The sequence below is a fragment of the Leclercia sp. S52 genome (assembly GCF_039727615.1).
Lineage (GTDB): Bacteria > Pseudomonadota > Gammaproteobacteria > Enterobacterales > Enterobacteriaceae > Enterobacter > Enterobacter adecarboxylatus_B.
Map to the genome: position 1 here is coordinate 3,420,511 of NZ_CP152474.1, position 18,531 is coordinate 3,439,041.

General features: G+C 58.4%; 15 protein-coding genes. 5 read left to right on the forward strand and 10 right to left on the reverse strand.

Going from position 1 to position 18,531, the window contains the following annotated elements; translation table 11 throughout:
• Positions 1 to 18 precede the first annotated feature (18 nt).
• Positions 19 to 240 (forward strand): hypothetical protein, encoded by a 222-nt coding sequence (locus AAHB66_RS16420; RefSeq protein WP_347113628.1) that lies wholly within the window; start codon positions 19 to 21, stop codon positions 238 to 240.
• Between the two features lie 29 nt (positions 241 to 269).
• Here the strand turns inward: AAHB66_RS16420 and AAHB66_RS16425 are convergent, their stop codons facing one another.
• Positions 270 to 2,177, reverse strand: a complete 1,908-nt coding sequence (locus AAHB66_RS16425; protein ID WP_347113629.1) for a flagellin — start codon at positions 2,175 to 2,177, stop codon at positions 270 to 272.
• 197 nt (positions 2,178 to 2,374) lie between these two features.
• Here AAHB66_RS16425 and AAHB66_RS16430 point away from each other — a divergent pair, with 197 nt between their 5' ends.
• Together AAHB66_RS16430 and AAHB66_RS16435 are read left to right on the forward strand one after the other, a co-directional pair.
• On the forward strand, positions 2,375 to 2,914 hold the full coding sequence (locus AAHB66_RS16430; RefSeq protein WP_347113630.1) for an isochorismatase family protein: 540 nt from the start codon (positions 2,375 to 2,377) through the stop codon (positions 2,912 to 2,914).
• 55 nt (positions 2,915 to 2,969) lie between these two features.
• Entirely contained in the window at positions 2,970 to 3,509 is a 540-nt protein-coding gene (locus AAHB66_RS16435; protein ID WP_347113631.1) for a DUF2058 domain-containing protein, read from the forward strand.
• Between the two features lie 41 nt (positions 3,510 to 3,550).
• Here AAHB66_RS16435 and AAHB66_RS16440 read toward each other — a convergent pair whose 3' ends face one another.
• The 9 genes from AAHB66_RS16440 to AAHB66_RS16480 all read right to left on the reverse strand — a co-directional run bounded on the left by AAHB66_RS16440 (position 3,551) and on the right by AAHB66_RS16480 (position 17,516).
• The gene (locus AAHB66_RS16440) at positions 3,551 to 4,915 is read right to left on the reverse strand and encodes an HlyD family type I secretion periplasmic adaptor subunit (protein ID WP_347113632.1); all 1,365 of its coding nucleotides are present in this window, start codon (positions 4,913 to 4,915) and stop codon (positions 3,551 to 3,553) included.
• Positions 4,902 to 7,052, reverse strand: coding sequence for a type I secretion system permease/ATPase (locus AAHB66_RS16445; protein WP_347116507.1), 2,151 nt, complete (start codon positions 7,050 to 7,052; stop codon positions 4,902 to 4,904). The genes AAHB66_RS16440 and AAHB66_RS16445 overlap by 14 nt, the downstream gene beginning before the upstream one ends.
• A 138-nt stretch (positions 7,053 to 7,190) precedes the next feature.
• Positions 7,191 to 8,540 (reverse strand): TolC family outer membrane protein, encoded by a 1,350-nt coding sequence (locus AAHB66_RS16450; protein ID WP_347113633.1) that lies wholly within the window; start codon positions 8,538 to 8,540, stop codon positions 7,191 to 7,193.
• A 180-nt stretch (positions 8,541 to 8,720) separates the two neighbouring features.
• Positions 8,721 to 9,323 (reverse strand): hypothetical protein, encoded by a 603-nt coding sequence (locus tag AAHB66_RS16455; protein WP_347113634.1) that lies wholly within the window; start codon positions 9,321 to 9,323, stop codon positions 8,721 to 8,723.
• Between the two features lie 136 nt (positions 9,324 to 9,459).
• A complete protein-coding gene (locus AAHB66_RS16460; RefSeq protein ID WP_347113635.1) occupies positions 9,460 to 12,546 on the reverse strand; it encodes a retention module-containing protein in 3,087 nt (1,028 codons plus the stop codon).
• 279 nt (positions 12,547 to 12,825) lie between these two features.
• Entirely contained in the window at positions 12,826 to 13,167 is a 342-nt protein-coding gene (locus tag AAHB66_RS16465; RefSeq protein ID WP_347113636.1) for a tryptophan synthase subunit beta, read from the reverse strand.
• Positions 13,168 to 13,193: 26 nt separating this feature from the next.
• Positions 13,194 to 15,140 (reverse strand): cyclic di-GMP receptor LapD, encoded by a 1,947-nt coding sequence (gene lapD, locus AAHB66_RS16470; protein WP_347113637.1) that lies wholly within the window; start codon positions 15,138 to 15,140, stop codon positions 13,194 to 13,196.
• A gap of 9 nt (positions 15,141 to 15,149) precedes the next feature.
• Positions 15,150 to 15,845, reverse strand: coding sequence for a cysteine protease LapG (gene lapG / locus AAHB66_RS16475; RefSeq protein ID WP_347113638.1), 696 nt, complete (start codon positions 15,843 to 15,845; stop codon positions 15,150 to 15,152).
• A 9-nt stretch (positions 15,846 to 15,854) separates the two neighbouring features.
• Positions 15,855 to 17,516 carry a Mur ligase gene (locus tag AAHB66_RS16480; protein WP_347113639.1) on the reverse strand — a complete coding sequence of 554 codons (1,662 nt, stop codon included), beginning with the start codon at positions 17,514 to 17,516 and terminating at the stop codon, positions 15,855 to 15,857.
• 115 nt (positions 17,517 to 17,631) lie between these two features.
• On the opposite strand from AAHB66_RS16480, the gene AAHB66_RS16485 reads away from it, so the two are divergent.
• Positions 17,632 to 18,240, forward strand: a complete 609-nt coding sequence (locus AAHB66_RS16485; protein ID WP_347113640.1) for an alpha/beta fold hydrolase — start codon at positions 17,632 to 17,634, stop codon at positions 18,238 to 18,240.
• Positions 18,221 to 18,523, forward strand: a complete 303-nt coding sequence (locus tag AAHB66_RS16490; protein ID WP_347113641.1) for a hypothetical protein — start codon at positions 18,221 to 18,223, stop codon at positions 18,521 to 18,523. The genes AAHB66_RS16485 and AAHB66_RS16490 overlap by 20 nt, the downstream gene beginning before the upstream one ends.
• The last annotated feature ends 8 nt before the right edge of the window (positions 18,524 to 18,531 follow it).

An 18,531-nucleotide genomic window follows, 5' to 3' on the forward strand; every position in this document is an offset into this window, starting at 1 on the left:
AAACAACGGAGAAATGGAATGAAAAGAATCCTGATCGCGATGGCACTACTCGCCCCGTGCTCTGCGTTTGCCGGCGTAATCTTTCACCCGGTTGAGCGCGCTGCCGTAGTGGCAAATTCCGACCACCCGGTGGCTGCCGCGACGGTTACCGCTCAGGCAAGAAACCACCGCGCCGCCAGAGTGGATGCGGTTAGCTGCAACGATGGCCGCTGCGTACAGCACGGTAACGTTATTCGCTAAGATTTATTGAGCTCCGGAATACCGGAGCTTTATTTCATCGAATCATTCAGTAACGACAACACCACCTGCGGCATCTGATTGGCTTTGGTCAACAGCGATGCCATCGACTCCTGGAACATCTGCGCACGCGCCATATTTGTCACTTCAACCGCGTAATCCGCATCCTCAATACGTGAGCGAGAAGCGTTAACGGCCACAGACATTTTCCCCTGAAGATTTTGCGTGGACTCCAGACGGTTAGCCACGGCGCCCAGCGTACTGCGTCTTGCATCAACCTGCTTAATGGCATTGTCGATCGCCGCCAGGGGATTAAGAGGATTTTTCAGCCGTATTTCATTCCCGACTTCCGCGATATTCAGGGTGGTGTAGTTGGTGGCGGCATCCGTCGATGACCCAATAGACGCATTATAATAAAGTACGATATCACCCACGCCGTTCTGCGTTTTTAGCATGATCTGGCCGGAGTTATCATCGGGTAAAACCAGGGTGACTCTCTTGGACTCCGTGCCGTTTACCACATCCATGTAGTAGTTACCGTCCGCATCCAGGCGCAGCACATCGTTCGACGTATTGCCGTCGGCATCGGTGTAACGCACATTGACCTTCGCAGGATCCATCGTCACGCGTGATGACCCATTGACGCGGGTAACGTCCGAGAAATTATTCAGGCTGGTGGCGTTATTCGCCGTAACGACAAGGGAGCTGGCTGTGCCATCAGTCGTCGCCGTCACCGAGGCATTGTAGTAGCTAAAATTACCGCTGCCGTCGTCCACTTCCATAATGTACTGGCTACCCGATTTCAGCAGCCTGGAGTTGGCGGTGGAGACCGGATTATTACTGGCATCTTTAAACGTCAGCGCTGCGGCGGTGGTATCAATAGTAGGTGTAGAAGTTACGACAGCAGGAGCAACGGAAAAAGCCGTGTCCAGTACGCTGGTCATCTGCGCGGTGACGGCACCGGATGCACCGTATGTCAGGGTGGCAGGATAATAGAAGTCATCCTGCTCGATATAGTAATGGCCGTTGGATTCTCTAAGCGTTGGCGCAGGGCTGTTGCTTAATACCCCGCCGCTGGTATCGAGATAGTTCACGGAAGGAATCGACCGGCCATTGAGCTGGGTGACGCCGCTGTAGACGGGCGTTCCAGTGGAAGCGTTGACAGTCACGTTTCCGGTTCCACTGGCGGTATCCCACTCGGCGATTGTGGTGGCCTGATAATAGACAGGCTTGCCGTCGTTTCCCGTATCCTGAATGTAATACTGGTTGTTGGTGGCGTTACGCACCAGCTGCGGCGAATTAAAGGTGCCTGACGGCGAATACGTGACGCTGACATTGCCGCTGGTCAGATCGATATTACTGGCGCTGCCCGAGACCTGGTTTATATCTGAGACCGTTCCGCTGATCCCGCGGATAACGAAATCCTTCAGGCCTATACTGTCCACGCTGAAGTTTTTCGATAAATCGAGAGAGATTTTCTCATTATCACGGGTGCCGACCTGAAAACCGACCGTGCCCGCGCTGCCGTCCAGCAGGTTGATACCGTTAAAATCGACGGTGGTATTCAGCCGATCGATCTCTTTCAGGTTTAAATTGATTTCGGCCTGAATGGTATCGGCATCCAGCAGAGTATAGGACTCACTGAGCCCCTGCACCGTGAGCTCACGGACGCGCTGCAGTCGGTTGTTAATTTCACCCATCGCGCTTTCGGCTGTCTGCACCAGCGACAAACCATCCCCGGCGTTACGTTGCGCCTGTTGCAGCGCATTCTGCTGGCTGGTCATGCGGTTAGCAATCGCCTGATTGGCCGCATTATCCTTCGCACTGTTGATCCGCATGCCAGAGGAGAGATTGCGGATGGCCTGCTCGAGGGCAGAGGTATTTTTTGCGGATCTTCCCTGAATCGTTAATGCTATTAAATTCGTTTTTAGGCTTAACATTCCGATGTACCGGTACAGGTTTGTCTGGAGATGTTATCGGTCGTAATCCTGGTTAGTTGATGATTTATTTGAGTCTTAACCAAATTTAGTAGGGGTGCGCCGTTCGCAATTGCGGATATGTTAATTCGATTCAGGGTGACGACGACGTCTGTGAACGGCGAATAACCCTGCCACCGGCACGGTTTAAGGAAGGTAATATGTCAAAAGCGCTACTCATCATCGATATGCAGAATTTTGTAAAAGAAAGAATTCAACAGGGCGTGGATTACTTTCCCCAAACCGGCATTGAAAATATGACCTCTGTAATGGATAAATTCAGAGCCTCTGGCTGCCCCGTCATCCATGTACGCCACCAGACGCCTGAGCAGGGTTCGCCCCTCCATCACAGCTCGCCATCAAGCCAGCCCCTGGAAGCATTTGAGGAACGGCCTGGCGAACCGGTATTTATCAAACACACCTCCTCCGCGTTCAGCTCAACGGAATTACTGGCTCATCTCCAGGAGGCAAATATTTCAGAGGTGGTCGTTATCGGTGCGGTGGCCGGTTTTTGCGTAAACTCCACCGTCAGAATGGGTGCCGATCTTGGATTAAAGATGACGGTGCTAAAAGATGCGGTGCTCAGTTTTGAGCTGGAAAAATCTCAGCTCAGCGCGAAAACCATTCTTGATGTGACCCTGGGGCTGCTCGATGCTGGTTTTGCTCAGGTTATCGCCACCAGGGAATTAAACGTCCACTGAGCTCTGCGCTCCAGGGTATAATCTGCCAATCATTTGACGGATTTCAGAAACGAACATGACCAAACTCACACTACAAGAGCAGATGCTTAAAGCTGGCTTAGTCACCAGCAAAAAAATGGCGAAAGTGCAGCGCACCGCCAAAAAATCCCGCGTTCAGGCGCGTGAGGCGCGCGAAGCGGTGGAGGTGAACAAGCAGGCGCAAATTGAACGCGACAAAGAGTTAAGCGAGCAGCAGAAGCAGGCGGCGCTGGCGAAAGAGTATAAGGCGCAGATCAAGCAGCTGATTGAGATGAACCGGATCGTGGTGGCAAAAGGGGATATCGGTTTTAACTTCACCGACAATAACCTGATTAAAAAAATCTATGTCGATAAGACCACCCAGGCGCAGCTGATCAATGGCCGTCTCGCCATTGCCCGTCTGGTTGCCGACGCCGGTCGCGACAGCGAATATGCAATTATCCCCGCCATCGTTGCCGAGAAAATTTCCCAGCGTGATGCGAGCTATATCGTGTTAAGCAGCGAGTTGACTCAGGAAGCGAAGGACGAAGACGATCCGTACGCCGACTTTGTCGTCCCGGACGATCTGATGTGGTAACCCTGACAGCCCCCCTCCCCCGGAGGAGGGCTGTTCCATTCTTAACGCTCGCGGAACGCCTCCGCTCTGGCGCGCAGGATCGGTTTTAGCAGATAGGCCATCACCGTTTTCTTACCGGTAATAATATCCACCGAGGCGATCATCCCCGGAATAATCAACAGCGGCTTCTCATCCGTACCGAGGTGATTTTTGTCGGTGCGCAGACGAATAATATAAAAACTCTTCCCGTCCTTATCGGTCACCGTATCGGGGCTGATCTGCTCCAGGGTGCCCTTCAGCCCGCCATAGATGGTGTAGTCGTAGGCGGTAAATTTCACCGTCGCTTCCTGACCCGGACGTAAAAACGCGATGTCCTGCGGACGGATTTTGGCTTCCACCAGCAGATTGTCATCCAGCGGAACAATATCCACCAGGTCGTTACCCGGCTGGATCACGCCGCCGATGGTGTTGACCATCAGCTGCTGTACGATGCCGCGTACCGGCGAGGTCACCAGGGTGCGGTTCACCCGGTCGGAAATCGCCTTGCCCGAGGCCTCTATTTTACTGAGATCGGTTCGCGCCTCGTTGAGCTGCCCCAGCGCCTCGCTGCGGTAACGACCCCGCGTTTCGCTGACCTTGCTTTCGATCTCCTTGATGGCCGCTTCCGCCCGGGGAATGGCGAGCAGCACCGAGTCCAGCTGCCCCTGGGTTTCCACCACGCCACGACGCAGGCGCAGCACCTCTACTTTTGAGATTGCCCCTTTGGCCACCAGAGGTTCAGACATGCTGACCTCCTGCTGCTGTAGCCCGAGGCTACGGCGGTACTGGCTGACTTTGCCCTGGAAGTCGAGCAGCTCCTGCTTCTTCTGCACCAGCTGTTCGTTGAGCCCGGCCAGCTCACTCTGGATGCGTTTGTTCACGCTGGCAAAGAGCTCCATCTCGCCACTGGCGATATCCGGCGCCTTCTGCACAATCTCCGGTGCCAGGGTCAGGGTTGTTGCATCGTCAAGCTGGGCGGTCAGACGCTGGATCCGCGCCTGCAGCGCCAGCCGGTCGGCATCGGACTCCCCGGCATTGGAGCGAAACTGGGTATCGTCCAGACGCAGCAGCGGCGCCCCGGCCTTCACTACCTCGCCTTCGTGCACAAAGACTTCGGCCACGATCCCGCCTTCGAGGTTCTGCACCTTCTGCAGGCGGGAGGAGGGAATGGCCCGCCCTTCCCCGCGCGTCACCTCATCAATACTCGCCAGCGATGCCCAGAGGATCATGGCGATAAAGAAGGCGAAAATGGCCCACAGCGTCACGCGCACTACCCACGGGGCATCATCCAGCAAGGCTTTGTTCACCTCATTGGTGGTGAAAGGCGCAGGCTGTTTATCTCCTGACAGCCAGCTCATCAGGCGGCTAAGCGACTCAACGATTCGCATGAATTTGTCCCTTCTTCAGCGCGCTCATGACGCTCTCTTTCGGACCGTCGGCAATGATTTTGCCGTTGTCGACGATAATCAGACGGTCCACCAACGTCAGCAGCGATGCACGGTGGGTCACCATCAGCAGCGTTTTGTTGCTGATAACCGGTATCAGCGCCTTTTTAATCAGATCTTCGCTGGTGTTATCCATGGAGCTGGTGGGTTCATCCATCAGCAGCACCGGGGGATCGAGCAGCAGCGCGCGCGCCAGCGCAACCGCCTGCCGCTGGCCGCCGGAGAGACTCATCCCCCGCTCGCCCACCTGCATGTTGTACCCGGACGGATGGCGACGGGCGAACTCATGTACCCCGGTCAGGGTAGCGACCCGCAGCATGGTCTCATCGTCAACGTAGCTGGCGCCGTAGACCAGATTCTCCCGCAGGGTACCGCTGAACAGGTGGATATCCTGCGGGGCATAGCCGATGTTATGGCGCAGATCGTGGACGTCTATCTGGCGGGCATCAATGCCGTCGATTAACACGTTTCCGCTGTCCGGCTGATAAAAGCCGACCAGCAGTTTCGCCAGCGAGCTTTTTCCCGACCCGCTGCGGCCGATGATCCCCACCTTCTCGCCGGGCTGAATGGTCAGCGAGACGTTGCTGAGCGAGGCGTACTGGTTGCCCGGGTAGACGAAGGTGACGTCGCGCAGCTCAATGGCGCCGGAGAGGGTTTCGCGCTTCAGCGGCACCTCGTCATCCTGCACCTCCTGTTCCAGCCCCATCATGCGGTCGATAGTGGCTTTGGTCATCCGCGCGCGCTGGTAGCGGGTGATCAGGCTGCACAGCTGGCCGATGGGCATCATGGCGCGACGGTGCAGCAGATAGCAGGCGATCAGCCCGCCCATGCTCAGGTTGCCGCCAATAATGATGTAGACCCCGGCCACGATAATGGCCACGCCGCTGAACTGCTGCAGCCAGGTAGTAAAGTTCACCGCCACGTAGGAGAGCGACTTCACCCGCAGCTCCAGCTTGCTGAGCTGGCCGGTGAGATGCTCCCACTGGTACTGGCGCTCGCTCTGGGCGTTGTTAATCTTGATGGCATCCAGGCCGGTCAGCGTCTCTACCAGCATCGCCTGACGTTCGTTGGAGAGCTGGTAGGTTTTCTTAACCCGCGACATCAGCGGGCGCTGGATCAGCCAGTTCACCAGCAGCGCCAGCGGGTAGCAAAGCAGCGGGATAAATACCAGCGGACCGCCGATGATGCCAATCACCAGCAGGATCAGCAGGGTAAACGGCAGATCGATAAAGGCGGTCAGGGTCAGGGACGACAGGAAGTCGCGGATCGACTGGAACTCCTGGAAGTTCTGCGCAAAGCTTCCTACCCGCTGCGGGCGCAGCTTCATCTTCATCCCCAGCAGCCGTTCGAACAGCGCCGAGGAGACCACCAGGTCGGTCTTTTTACCCGCCAGGTCGAGGCAAATGCCCCGCAGGATCTTCAGCACAAAGTCGAACACAAACGCAATACTGATGCCGATGGCCAGCACCCACAGGGTCGCCGTGGCCTGATTCGGCACCACCCGGTCATAGACGTTCATCACAAACAGCGGGGCGGCGAGCGCCACCAGGTTGACGAGAAAGCTGGCAACCACCGCATCCAGGTAGAGGAATTTCGACAGTTTGAGCGTGTCCTGGAACCAGGCTTTGGTGCGCGGCAGCGTGGCCGTCGGCTGGGCATCAAACTCATGTTCCGGGGAGATAAAGATCACCCGACCGCTGTAGTTCTCCGCCAGGGTCTCCGGCGATACGGTAATCTCACCGCCTTCCGTTTCACTCGGCAGCAGACGCGCGCGCTGTTGATCGTCCCAGCCAATCAACACCGCGGTCTGATTGTTTTTCAGCAGCAGAATGGCGGGCAGTGACATCGCGGTGATGTTTTCCAGCGGCCGCTGCACCACCCGCGCTTTGAGCCCTGCCCGTCCGGCGGCGCGTGGAAAGCTCTCCATCGTCAGGGTGTGCGCTTCCAGCGGCAGACCGGTGGTCAGGACGTTGCGGCTGGTGGCGATGTTATGCAATTTACAGACGATCATCAGCGCATCCAGCAGCGGATCGTCATGGCTTTGCCGGGGATCCTGTCTGCCCTGCGCCTGCGGGGTCATCTCGATGCGATCGGGGGAGTCAATATCAGGCGTCATTCTCTGCCTCAGTGTTCTGCAGACGGCGGTCGCAGGGATAAAAAAGAGGGGGTATTGCCGGTCGTTCTGCCAGCAATAACCCCGTCAGCCTTTAAGGGCGGCTTATTTTAATTCAGGCAGCTCCGTCTGTGAACGCTGCTCCTGATCGAGCGGCTGCGCTGCCGACGGTGCCTGAATGTTCAGGCTTTTGAGCAACTCGCCGGTACGGGCGCTGATGCGGTAGGTAGTAAACATGTCGACGAACTGCAGCTCAACGTAGCGGCGCTGGGCGCTGAACACTTCATTTTCGCTGTCCAGCATATCGAGCAGGGTACGGTCGCCCAGACTGAACTGCTCCTGATAGGCGCTACGCACCTGCACGCTGCGATCGGCATACTCTTTGGCGATCGGCACCTGCTGACTGGCGTTTCTCAGGGCATTCCAGGCCAGACGCAGATCTTCATTCAGCTGACGCCGGGCGTTATTTTTCACATCCTCCGCCTCTTTCATTTTGTAAGCGTAAGAGGTGAGCGTGGCCTGGTCGCTGCCGCCGTTGTACAGGTTGTAGCGCATGCGCAGCATCGCCTGCCACTCCTGGCTGTGCCCGCGGGTGCCATCGATGTTGTTATCCATGGTACGACCGACTTCAACGTTCACGTCCGGGTAAAAGCGCGATTTTGCCGCCTCGTACTGCTGGCGGGTGGCTTCCACGTCGGCGTCCGCCTGCTTCAGCAGCGGGTTATTTGCCAGCATCACTGAACGCGCGGCGTCCAGCGAGGCGGGAACCGCAATTTTAGCGGGCATCACCAGGGTGTCAGGCTCTTTGCCGGTAATGCTCTGGTAGTTGGCGCGGGAGTCTTCGAGGTTGGTTTGCTCGGTCAGCAGGTTGTTGCGCGCCTGCGCCAGACGGGCTTGCGCTTGCTCAAAGTCTGCCTGACGGCCCACGCCCTGCTCGGTACGCAGGCGGATCTGATCGAACACCCGCTCGTGATTCTTCAGGTTATCTTCTGCCAGCGCGACCATCTTCTGGCGCATCAGCACGTCGAGATAGCTCTGGATCGCCTGCAGGGCGGTGGATTCGCTGGTGTTCATTACCGTCCAGGCACGAGAATTGACCGTCGCTTTCTGGCGGCCCACTTCGCTGGTGGTTGCAAAACCATTGAAGACGTTCTGTCGCAGGTTGATGGCGGACTCGCTGCGGTGCAAATCACGCAGATGATCGCCTGCCGCACGGGTGCTGGCGTTATCGGTTTGCTCCCAGCCGGTACCGGCGGTGAGATCCAGCGTCGGCAGATAACCGCCTTTGGCGGCACGAAGATCCTGATCTGCGGAATAGCGGCTGTTAACCGAGGCGTTAACTTCCGGGTGCCACAGCAGGCTGTCTTTTACGGCCTGCTCCAGGGTAGTGGCCTGGCTCTGCGTGGCGCTCAACACCAGCGCCGCACCCAATACGATCTGACTATACTGTTTCATCTTGCTGTTTTTCCTTCATATCCCTTGATTGTTGGCAATATCCACCAGAGAAAATCCCATTAGACCGAGGGAAAAAATGCATCCTGCGCGTTTATGATCGGACGGGATCCCTCGTCTGAACTAAATTCACTTCATCTTTGTTGCCGCGCAGAGCCCAACTGCCCCCTGCGCGGCGGCCGATCAGGCGTGCTCTTCCGGTTTCGCGATCAGGTTATCCAGCATCTCGTCGTTACCGGCATCGTAACCGTCCGTTCCGGCTATCTCGCCGCCTTCAGCAGGAACATGTTCGACCTCCGCCTGGGCATCCGCCGCGTCACCCTGCGGCCCTGCCTGGATCAGGTTGCTGAGATCGTTATGCTCGTCATCATGGATGAGATCGCTGAAGTTCAGCTGCTCGTCCTGTCCCGGGCTGGCGCTCTGCAGCGTGGCGAGGGCCTCGCTCTGCGTATCGCCCGGCAGCGCATCACTGGCATGATCGGCCGATGCCGCCGGCGTCTCGCCATGCTCTGCGGTGGTGCTGAGCAGGAGATTATCGTCGTCGATTAACGAGGCGGCGTGATCGTCCGCATCCAGACTGCTGGTATGCGTCTGCTTATCGCTCTCGTCAGCGTCATGATCGACATGGTTCTCCTCAACGCTGTGGCTGGCCATCAGAGGATGGTCGTCGTCGACAGCGTCATCGGCATGCTCTTCCCCGCCGTGGCTTTCGCTGACGATGGTTCCGCCCTCTTCGCCATCAAAGGTGAAGTCGGTTTCGTGCTGATCGGCAGCGGTAGAATCCACTGTCAGCGTGATCTCGCCTAAATCGTGCTCAGAGCCCGGAAGTTCAACGCTGACCTGCCCGGTAAAGTGCGAGGTGTCGTTATCAAATTCCAGGGTGTAGGTCCCGTGCTCCGCATCGTACGTGACGTTGGTATGATTACCCGTAAAGGTCGCCCCCCTCAGGTATGCCGTCCAGCGTGATGCTTTTTAGGTGGTCGCCGCTGTCTGAGCTTTCGAGATTCACGTCGAGGTTCAAAGTGACCGTGGTGCTGACGGTGGTACTGCCACCGTGCGTTCCAGATGGCCCGTCTCCAAATACAACGCCCTCGATGCCGTTGGCATTCTGGAACGGCGACTTCCCGGTCTCGTTATCGACCACATGCAGGTTATCTATGTCGTTGTTTTTGCCGTTCTGCGGATGATCGACACCGGTAACGGTGTAGTCAGCCTCATTACCCTGAACAAAGATATAGTCCTTACCTACGCTGCTCTGCGGTAAGCCTTGGTTGCCGGTAATGCCGTTGAGCGGCCGGAATTCATAGTGATCCTGAGACCAGTCGCCCTGCTGGTAGTAGCCACCCGTATGGTCACCGACCACAAAGATATCGGTATGGGTCTTGTCGCCGTTGTTGGCGTTGGCATTACCCTGGCTGGTGTAGTAGTGGATCTGATCCGGGCTGTCGGCCTTCGGCACGAAGTCGCCCTGAATCTTGCCGTCCGGGCTATCCGGGGTCAGCCAGACGTGAACGTTACTGCCGATCGCCACGATCACGCCGTTCTGGATGTCGTAACCGTTAGGATCGCCGCTACCGCCGTTGATGTGGATGATCTTGTCATCGGTCGTCTCGGTCGTTTTATCGCCAGGGGTGACGGTAACGGTGAGTTTGACGTCGGAATCGGCGTCGGCGTCGGCGTCGGCGTCGGCGTCCGCATCGGCATCGGCATCAGAATCCGCGTCGGCGTCCGCATCGGAATCGGCATCCGCGTCCGCATCCGCGTCAGCGTCAGCGTCAGCATCTGCATCTGCATCGGCATCTGCATCTGCATCTGCATCGGCATCTGCATCCGCATCCGCATCTGAATCGGAGTCTGCATCCGCATCGGCGTCAGAATCGGAGTCCGCATCCGCGTCGGCGTCGGCGTCGGCATCAGCATCTGCATCTGCGTCCGCATCGGCGTCGGCATCCGCATCCGCATCCGCATCTGCGTCAGCATCCGCATCCGCATCGGCGTCAGCGTCTGCATCGGCGTCCGCATCTGCGTCAGCATCTGCATCCGCATCGGCATCCGCATCTGCATCGGCGTCGGCGTCGGCATCCGCATCAGCGTCGGCATCCGCATCAGCGTCGGCATCCGCATCAGCGTCGGCGTCGGCGTCGGCGTCGGCGTCCGCATCGGAATCAGAATCGGCATCCGCATCCGCATCCGCATCTGCATCTGCATCGGCGTCGGCATCAGCGTCGGCGTCGGAATCCGCATCCGCATCCGCATCGGCGTCGGCGTCCGCATCGGCGTCGGCGTCGGCGTCCGCATCTGCGTCAGCATCCGCATCAGCGTCAGCATCCGCATCAGCGTCAGCATCCGCATCGGCGTCGGCGTCGGCGTCGGCGTCCGCATCAGAATCCGCATCAGCATCAGCATCAGAATCCGCATCAGCATCAGCATCAGCATCTGCATCTGCATCTGCATCAGCATCTGCATCTGCATCCGCATCGGCATCGGCATCGGCGTCTGCATCAGAATCCGCATCAGCATCAGCGTCGGCATCCGCATCCGCGTCGGCGTCAGAATCTGCATCGGCATCAGAATCTGCATCGGCATCAGCATCGGCATCAGCATCGGCATCGGCATCGGCATCGGCATCGGCATCGGCATCGGCATCAGCATCCGCGTCGGCGTCGGCATCTGCATCGGCATCAGCATCAGCATCCGCGTCGGCATCTGCATCGGCATCGGCATCGGCATCGGCATCGGCGTCAGAATCCGCATCGGCATCGGCATCCGCATCCGCGTCGGCATCCGCATCTGCATCTGCATCTGCATCTGCATCTGCATCAGCGTCCGCATCGGCATCCGCATCTGCGTCTGCATCGGCGTCAGCATCCGCATCTGAATCGGAGTCTGCATCCGCATCGGCGTCAGAATCGGAGTCCGCATCCGCATCCGCGTCAGCGTCGGCATCAGCGTCCGCATCCGCATCCGCATCTGCGTCCGCATCTGCGTCCGCATCGGTATCAGCATCAGCGTCCGCATCGGTATCAGCATCTGCATCTGCATCTGCATCTGCATCTGCATCTGCATCTGCATCTGCATCTGCATCTGCATCTGCATCGGAGTCTGCATCCGCATCGGCATCGGCGTCTGCATCAGCATCAGCATCGGCGTCCGCGTCAGCGTCGGCATCCGCATCCGCATCGGCATCCGCATCGGCATCTGCATCAGCATCTGCGTCGGCGTCCGCATCGGAATCGGCGTCAGCATCTGCATCCGCATCAGCATCTGCGTCGGCATCTGCATCGGCGTCAGCATCTGCATCAGAATCTGCATCCGCATCGGCATCGGCGTCCGCATCGGCGTCAGAATCCGCATCCGCATCAGAATCTGCGTCGGCGTCAGAATCAGCATCCGCATCTGCGTCGGCATCAGCATCAGAATCGGAGTCCGCATCCGCATCGGCGTCTGCATCGGCATCCGCATCCGCATCCGCGTCGGCATCTGCATCGGAGTCGGCATCCGCATCCGCATCAGAATCGTCAATATCAAGCAGCGTTAACTCTTCCGGGCGCTCATCGTCGGGGAAATCAAGGCCGATAGTCGGATAACCCGCATTAGGGTCAACAATCTCAGCGGTTAAATCGAGCACGACGTGGGTGTGCGACCCGCCGCCGCTGCCGCCAGGCTCACCGCCAGTTCCCGCGGACTGAGGACCTGCTGCTGTCGCTTCCAGGGTCTGCGTCGGGTCCTGCCCGTCGGCAATGGCCTGCTGAATAGCCGCGACGTCCTGCTGCTGGGCCGCCGCGCTGTCAGTGGTCACGTGCCCTGAACTGTCCCAGTGGCTGTCACGGCCCAGATCTAACTGTTTGCCGTCCGCCAGCGATAAGGTAATCGCGCCAGTCGCGCCCGTCTGGACTTGTTCTCCGTCGAGGATCCTGTCGCCTTCCGTCAGCAACCGCGTGCTGCCGTCAGGACTGACTGCGAATACCTGCCCTATTACTGCTTTGACGATCCCGGATACGCCGCTCATATATTGTTTCCCTCAATCCTTTTCAAGCCCAATTCATCCATTGCTCAGGCTTAGAATGCTAAAAGAGAATTAAATCTGTATTAGTAATTTGCTGTGCAACACTGACAAGGATACGCCTTTCAACAACAATTTTATTGATTCAGGTCCGTGTCAGGCCCCTATATTAATTGATGGCATGAATGAATAGGAATCTAAACAGGTATGCACTATCAAAACAGGGGGCCAGGCCAATGCCCCCCCTGTTAATTTTTGATTAATTCCGTTACGTAACGAAAGTGGTTAAATAAGCCCCTCGTCATCATCCGCAATTAATCCCTCCAGTCCGCTCAGCGAACGGCGCGCCTGCGCGCGGCTGGTGAGTTTAGCCTGCGCGGCCGGTGGCAGATCGGTAATGGTGATGACACCTTTACTCATCAGCACCTCGATCAGATCCTCCAGCACACGCACCATCTCAAGGTCGCTCTGCCGCAGTTGATACAGCGTGGCTTCGCGGATTTCTCGCTGGCGCATCCACTCGTCAATCTCGAGCGTGCACAGGTCATGCTGTTCCGTCATTGTGGAAAAAGGCGTCAGTTCCACCCGACTAATTCGTCTTTCCGTATCGCGTTCAACGTAATACATTTTCAGTCTCCACTAAATCTGTGTGGTTAATTTCCACCCAGCGTACTGGCGTCAGCGAAATAGCGCCCCATCGCGCCATGCAGACCAATTTTTTCCAGAATCGCCAGTTCGCCCGCTGTTTCCACACGTTCGGCAATAAGCGGCAAATTAATCTGACGGGTCGCCCAGTAAATAGCCTCAATAAACAGTTTTTTATCGTCCTCGCTGTCTATATCCCGAATATAACTGCCATCAACTTTAATCCAGGCCAGCCCCCACTGGGGTAAATTACCAATAAGGTGGAAACGACCACCAAAATGCTGGATCCCCAGACGGCAGCCCAACGCCTTGAGGCGACTGACCAGCACGTTCACGCGCTCGATATCGGGAAGCTCGTTCTCATCCAGCTCAAACGTCAGCAAACCGGCCAGCTGCGGCGCGCCTTTCAGCGGCTGCAGCAGGGCGTTCAGGCTCTGGTCGTCGGCAACGCTGGCGCCGCTGATACTCAGCGCCAGCGGGCGCGGCGATTTCGCCAGCTCGTGCAGGGTCTGCTGGAGCATCACGATATCCATGCGACGGCTGAGATCGAGACGGTGGATCCACGGCATAAAGCGACCCGCCGGCACCAGTTCCCCCTCCTGGGTTTTAATGCGGGCGAGGATCTTGTGATGCAGGACCTCATGCGCGTTGTTGCACGCATAGACCGGCTGTGAGAACAGCTCAAAGGCGCCATTCGTAAGCACCGCATCAAGGCGAGTGTACCAGCTGTGGTGATCCTCTTCGCGCTCACCGGCCGATGCAGTATCAGGGCTGGCAAAGAAGCGCATCTCGGTCTCCGCTCTCGCCAGGGCCTGGTCCGCCTGGGCCAGTACCGCCTGTGGAGTATCACCGACGTTAAAAGGCACCAGCGCAAAGTGGGCTACCGGCGAAACGTCGCTCATGCCCATCTCCGACAGCGCCTTCAGCTGGGTGCTGAGGGTGTTGCTCAGGTTGTCGAGATCCTGCCCCAGGATCAGCGGGGCGATAATGGCAAACTCCCCGCCGCGCACGCGGGCGACAAAGCCTTCGTTGTGAAAATAGTTGCGCTGCAGGCCGGTGAGAATATCCGCCACCGCCACCAGCAATTGATCGGATTTTGCTCCGCCCAGACGCTGGTTGAGGCCCATCAGATCCTGAACCCGCAGCAGCAGAATGTGCCCGCCGGCGTTCTCTTCATCGCTCAGACGCGACTGCAGCTGCATATCAAACGCGCGGCGGTTGCTCAGCCCGGTCAGGCTGTCGTGATAGGCCTCCTGACGCAGGGATTCGGTGCGCCGGGCCTGCTCGCCGAATAACGCCTTGAGCTGGGTCACCATCATGTTGGTAGCCTCAACCACCCGGCGCAGCTCCGGGGTTTTCGGCAGTGCCGATACATTCAGGAACTCGCGGCGGCAGATTGCCATCGCCTGGCCGACAATATAGTTAAGCGGACGCAGCGTACGACGTAACAGCAGGGTGGCGGCGAGCAGGAACAGCAGGCTACAGCCGGTTAGCCATAAAAAGCTGGCGACGATGCTGTTCCACAGGCGGGCCAGGGCGAACATCGGATGGCTCACCACCTCGACTCTTGCGACCTGCGTCCAGCCGCGCATCACAATAGCATCACCTTCGCCGGGGCTGAGGTGCACCAGCCGCACGAACCACTGCGGGACGTGGCTATCCTGGGGCACATCGCTGCGCTCGATGATCGCTTTATTGGTCTTAATGTCGACCACGCGGATACGATAGAAATAGCCGCTGTCGAAGATGGAGTTCACCATCAGCTCGGTCATGGTCGGGTCGTCGATATGGGTGGTCAGCGACAGTCCCAGCGCCGTCGCCGCGTCCTGTGCATGGGCGCTGAGCTGGTTGCGGTACTGCTCCCGCGAACTTTCGAGGGTCACCACAAAGTTCCCGCAGAAAATGACAAACGTAAATAAACAGATGCCGATCAGTAGCTGTTTATAAAGAGACATGGCCCTATCCTATTCATTAATTACAAATCCTTCTGCACGCATTCGGGTGAGAAGATCCTGCCAGCGGGAGAGCCGTTTGCTGTCGCCCACGCGTTTGTTGCCGCCGGACTGCGGCAGCCAGAGCCCTTCGCCGTTAAACGCGTAGACCGGAAGCAGGTCAGTACGCTGGGTAGCCGGCAGGATGGCGGTTTTCAGATTATCCAGAACCAGCGGGATCGCCGTGGGGGTGGGATACCATGTCACCACCATGTGCGCCTGATTCAGTTCGAGTGCTTTTACATAGGTAATACGTAGCTGATTCGCGGGAACGCCCATTTCGCGCAGGGTGAAATACTTCGCCAGCGCAAAGTCTTCACAGTCCCCTGCCCCTTTACGCAGAAATTCAATCGGCGTTGCCCAGTAATCCTGCTGCTTCCAGACGACGATATCATCCCGAAAAGCCATTCTGGCGTTAAAGAACTGGTTAACCTGCTTTAACTTATCCTGGATCGTGCCCTGCGACGGCTTGTTAAGCAAGGCCGCCCACTCATCGATCCGCTGTCGGGCCGCGGGGGAAGCCGGGCCATACAGCCGCTCGGTGCGGGTGCTGATGGCGCTGAAATCCCACCCGGCGCCGAGCCCGGGCGAGATAGCCAGCAGGACCACCAGCCAGAGCGACAGCCAATGTCGACAACGCACTGAGAGGAGAGAACGAAGAACTCGCATAGGGGCGGCTTACTGCTCGCCTGACCGGGCGCGCCAGCGTTGGCGATACGCGACATAGCCAGAGAGGTAGTGCTCAACATCGTCGATCCGCACCCGGTAGCTGTGGTGACGAATAAAGAAGCTGCCGAGGATACGCGGCGGGTTTTTAAAGAACATCGCCAGCTCCGGCCAGAAAAAGCCGTTGGCCAGATAGCGGGCGCGGGTCTCCAGCGCCAGGTTGAACACGTCCATATCGAAGCCGGCCAGCAGATGCTGATGCGGCGAGGCTTCAAGCCGGGCGATCATCTTTGATGCCGCCATCATCAGCTCCAGCAGCGTGGGATAAGTGGTGATCCGGTTCTGGACAAAGTCGAGATGGTCGCGCACGTTATCCAGCCCAAACTGGTAGTAGCGCTCCAGCGGCCGGTAGAGCGTCAGCTCGTTTACGCAGTAGCTGAGCCAGTGATCGTGGGCCTGCCAGTGCTTCTGTTCGATAAAGTGCTCCATCGCCCGTTCGACCATGTCCAGCCAGCGCGGTGCCTTCGTCAGCCCGTAGAGACGCATCAGGGCAAAGGCCGCTTCACCGTCGTAATAGATTATGCGGTGCGCCGCCTTGAGGGACAGATCCCCGGCGTTAAGCACATGGACAAACCCGCCGGTCTGCGGATCCTGCATAAAGCCGATCCCGTTCGCCAGCCGCGCCAGTTGTTCCAGGTAGCGGTTGTCACCGGTCAGCTCGCAGTATTTCGCCATCGCCAGGATGCACACCGCGTTGCCGCCGAGCTTGATCTCATCTCCGGTGTCCACCAGGAAGTCAGCTTCGCTACCGTCCGGCAGCGTATATGTGCGAATAAAGGTGGTGCAAAGGTCGTTTAGCGCCCGCCCGATTGCCGCGAACTGTTCAGGCTCCCGCGTCACTTCCCAGCCTTCGAGCAGGGCATAGGTTGAGCTGGCGTGGCGCAGGGCGTTATAGGTCGGAATGGCGCGATCGAAGCAGGGGAACCAGCCGTACTGGTAACGCCCGGAGGCGGTGATCTGGCGCGCCAGATAGTCGGTGGCTGAGGCAATCATCGGATCCAGCGCCGTCGCCTGCCAGTCGGGGAGCTGGCGGTAGCCGCTGTTCCGCCCGGTTGATTCGACAGGCAGCAGCTGCTCGCCGTCGCAAAACAGCGCCCGGGTGGTGAAGCGCCAGAGCCTCTGGTCAGGCTGTTCTGGCCATCTCAGCACTGCCCCGAAGCGACGGCGTGAGAAATGGGCCAGGTTGTTGGCATTCGGCGTGGCGACGCCATAGTCGCCGTGATAGAGCAGCGCGTTGGCGGCAATTTCCTGCTCCAGCATGGCGTAGCGAAAGGCCGGATCGAGGCTCAGGCCATAGCGAAAATAGTTACGTTTGGTTTTGGCTAATCGGGTTTCCAGCGTGTCCCAGCGCAGTGCTTCTACCTTATCGACAAGGTCAACCCGGAGCCAGCAGACGTCGGTACCGCTCTGCTGTTGCCACTGCTGGAGCGCCTGCTCGCCCTGCTGCCAGGCCTGCTCAAAAGTGTCGCCGCGGCCCTGCACAATGTGCGCACGGCTTTGACTATCAGAAGCACTAAAAAAGATCGCCCAGGCGGGGCAAATCGACGGTTTAGGCGCAACCTCCAGCAATTCCATCGCCGGGCGGGTTTGCGCAAGTAAGTCGCTGAGCGGCATTTTAACTCCTGATAACGCCAGAGGAACCCTGTCAGAAAAATCCTAACCGATGATAACATTATGTATGACAAGTTGTGTATTCTGTATGTCTATTGTTTCCCCGCGAGGCGGTGTTGTGAGTCGATGGTGTGCGTTAGGTTTTCTGCTGCTAAGCGTTGTCGCTCACGCTGAGACGCCGCTGCTGTGGAACCAACCGGCCAGCCGACAGCACTGCCCGACCAGCAACGACGCCGCCTGGGTGCAGTACCCGAATGGCGTGGCCTGTATGCGCTATTTCAGCGCGGGCACTCTACGCGACGCCCCGCTGGTTCTGGTGGTGTTGAAAGGCGACCGCGTCTCACAGATTAAGCGCTCGCCCGACGCCATCCCCGGCAATACCGCCGACGCCCAGCGCCGTCAGGCCCGGGCCATGCTGCGCCAGACCGGTCTGCCGACGATCATCATCGCCCGTCCCGGCACCTACGGCTCCAGCGGCAACCACTACCGCCGCCGCCAGGCGGAAGAGTTTCAGGCGATCGCGGCCGCACTCGATACCATCAAAGCCCGCTACGGCATTCAGCGTTTTATCCTCAGCGGACACAGCGGCGGTGCTACTGCGGCCTCAGCTCTGCTGACCAGCGGCCGCCGGGATATCGACTGCGCGGTGCTGACCTCCGGTGCCTGGGGGTTGCTGGAGCGTGCCCAGCGCATGCGCCAGCAGCGAAATGCGCCCCCCTGCCCCTGAGCTGGACGGCACCGGACTGCCCCATCCCTGGGATCCGCTCGACCATATTAGCGGGATCGCCGCCGATCCCCTGCGGCTGATCCTGGTGATCGGCAACCCACAGGATCGCAATACGCCGTTCGATCTGCAGGCGCGCTTTGCCGCTGCGCTGCGCCAGCATGGCCACCGGGTGATGCTGCTCGAACGCCCCGCTGCCCCGCCGGAGTATCACGATCTGACGGGCAATGCCGCTATCAACGCCATTCAGCTTTGTCCGCAGCGCGGGCATTCCCCAACACCGTAAGGACACGA

Excerpts from the sequence above, each read along its gene's own strand:
- AAHB66_RS16420 (WP_347113628.1), top strand. The coding sequence starts at position 19 with ATGAAAAGAATCCTGATCGCGATGGCACTACTCGCCCCGTGCTCTGCG.
- AAHB66_RS16490 (WP_347113641.1), top strand. The coding sequence starts at position 18,221 with ATGCGCCCCCCTGCCCCTGAGCTGGACGGCACCGGACTGCCCCATCCC.
- AAHB66_RS16465 (WP_347113636.1), bottom strand. The coding sequence starts at position 13,167 with ATGTATTACGTTGAACGCGATACGGAAAGACGAATTAGTCGGGTGGAA.
- lapD (WP_347113637.1), bottom strand. The coding sequence starts at position 15,140 with ATGTCTCTTTATAAACAGCTACTGATCGGCATCTGTTTATTTACGTTT.
- AAHB66_RS16435 (WP_347113631.1), top strand. The coding sequence starts at position 2,970 with ATGACCAAACTCACACTACAAGAGCAGATGCTTAAAGCTGGCTTAGTC.
- AAHB66_RS16460 (WP_347113635.1), bottom strand. The coding sequence starts at position 12,546 with ATGAGCGGCGTATCCGGGATCGTCAAAGCAGTAATAGGGCAGGTATTC.
- lapG (WP_347113638.1), bottom strand. The coding sequence starts at position 15,845 with ATGCGAGTTCTTCGTTCTCTCCTCTCAGTGCGTTGTCGACATTGGCTG.
- AAHB66_RS16430 (WP_347113630.1), top strand. The coding sequence starts at position 2,375 with ATGTCAAAAGCGCTACTCATCATCGATATGCAGAATTTTGTAAAAGAA.
- AAHB66_RS16450 (WP_347113633.1), bottom strand. The coding sequence starts at position 8,540 with ATGAAACAGTATAGTCAGATCGTATTGGGTGCGGCGCTGGTGTTGAGC.
- AAHB66_RS16445 (WP_347116507.1), bottom strand. The coding sequence starts at position 7,052 with ATGACCCCGCAGGCGCAGGGCAGACAGGATCCCCGGCAAAGCCATGAC.
- AAHB66_RS16480 (WP_347113639.1), bottom strand. The coding sequence starts at position 17,516 with ATGCCGCTCAGCGACTTACTTGCGCAAACCCGCCCGGCGATGGAATTG.
- AAHB66_RS16440 (WP_347113632.1), bottom strand. The coding sequence starts at position 4,915 with ATGCGAATCGTTGAGTCGCTTAGCCGCCTGATGAGCTGGCTGTCAGGA.
- AAHB66_RS16425 (WP_347113629.1), bottom strand. The coding sequence starts at position 2,177 with ATGTTAAGCCTAAAAACGAATTTAATAGCATTAACGATTCAGGGAAGA.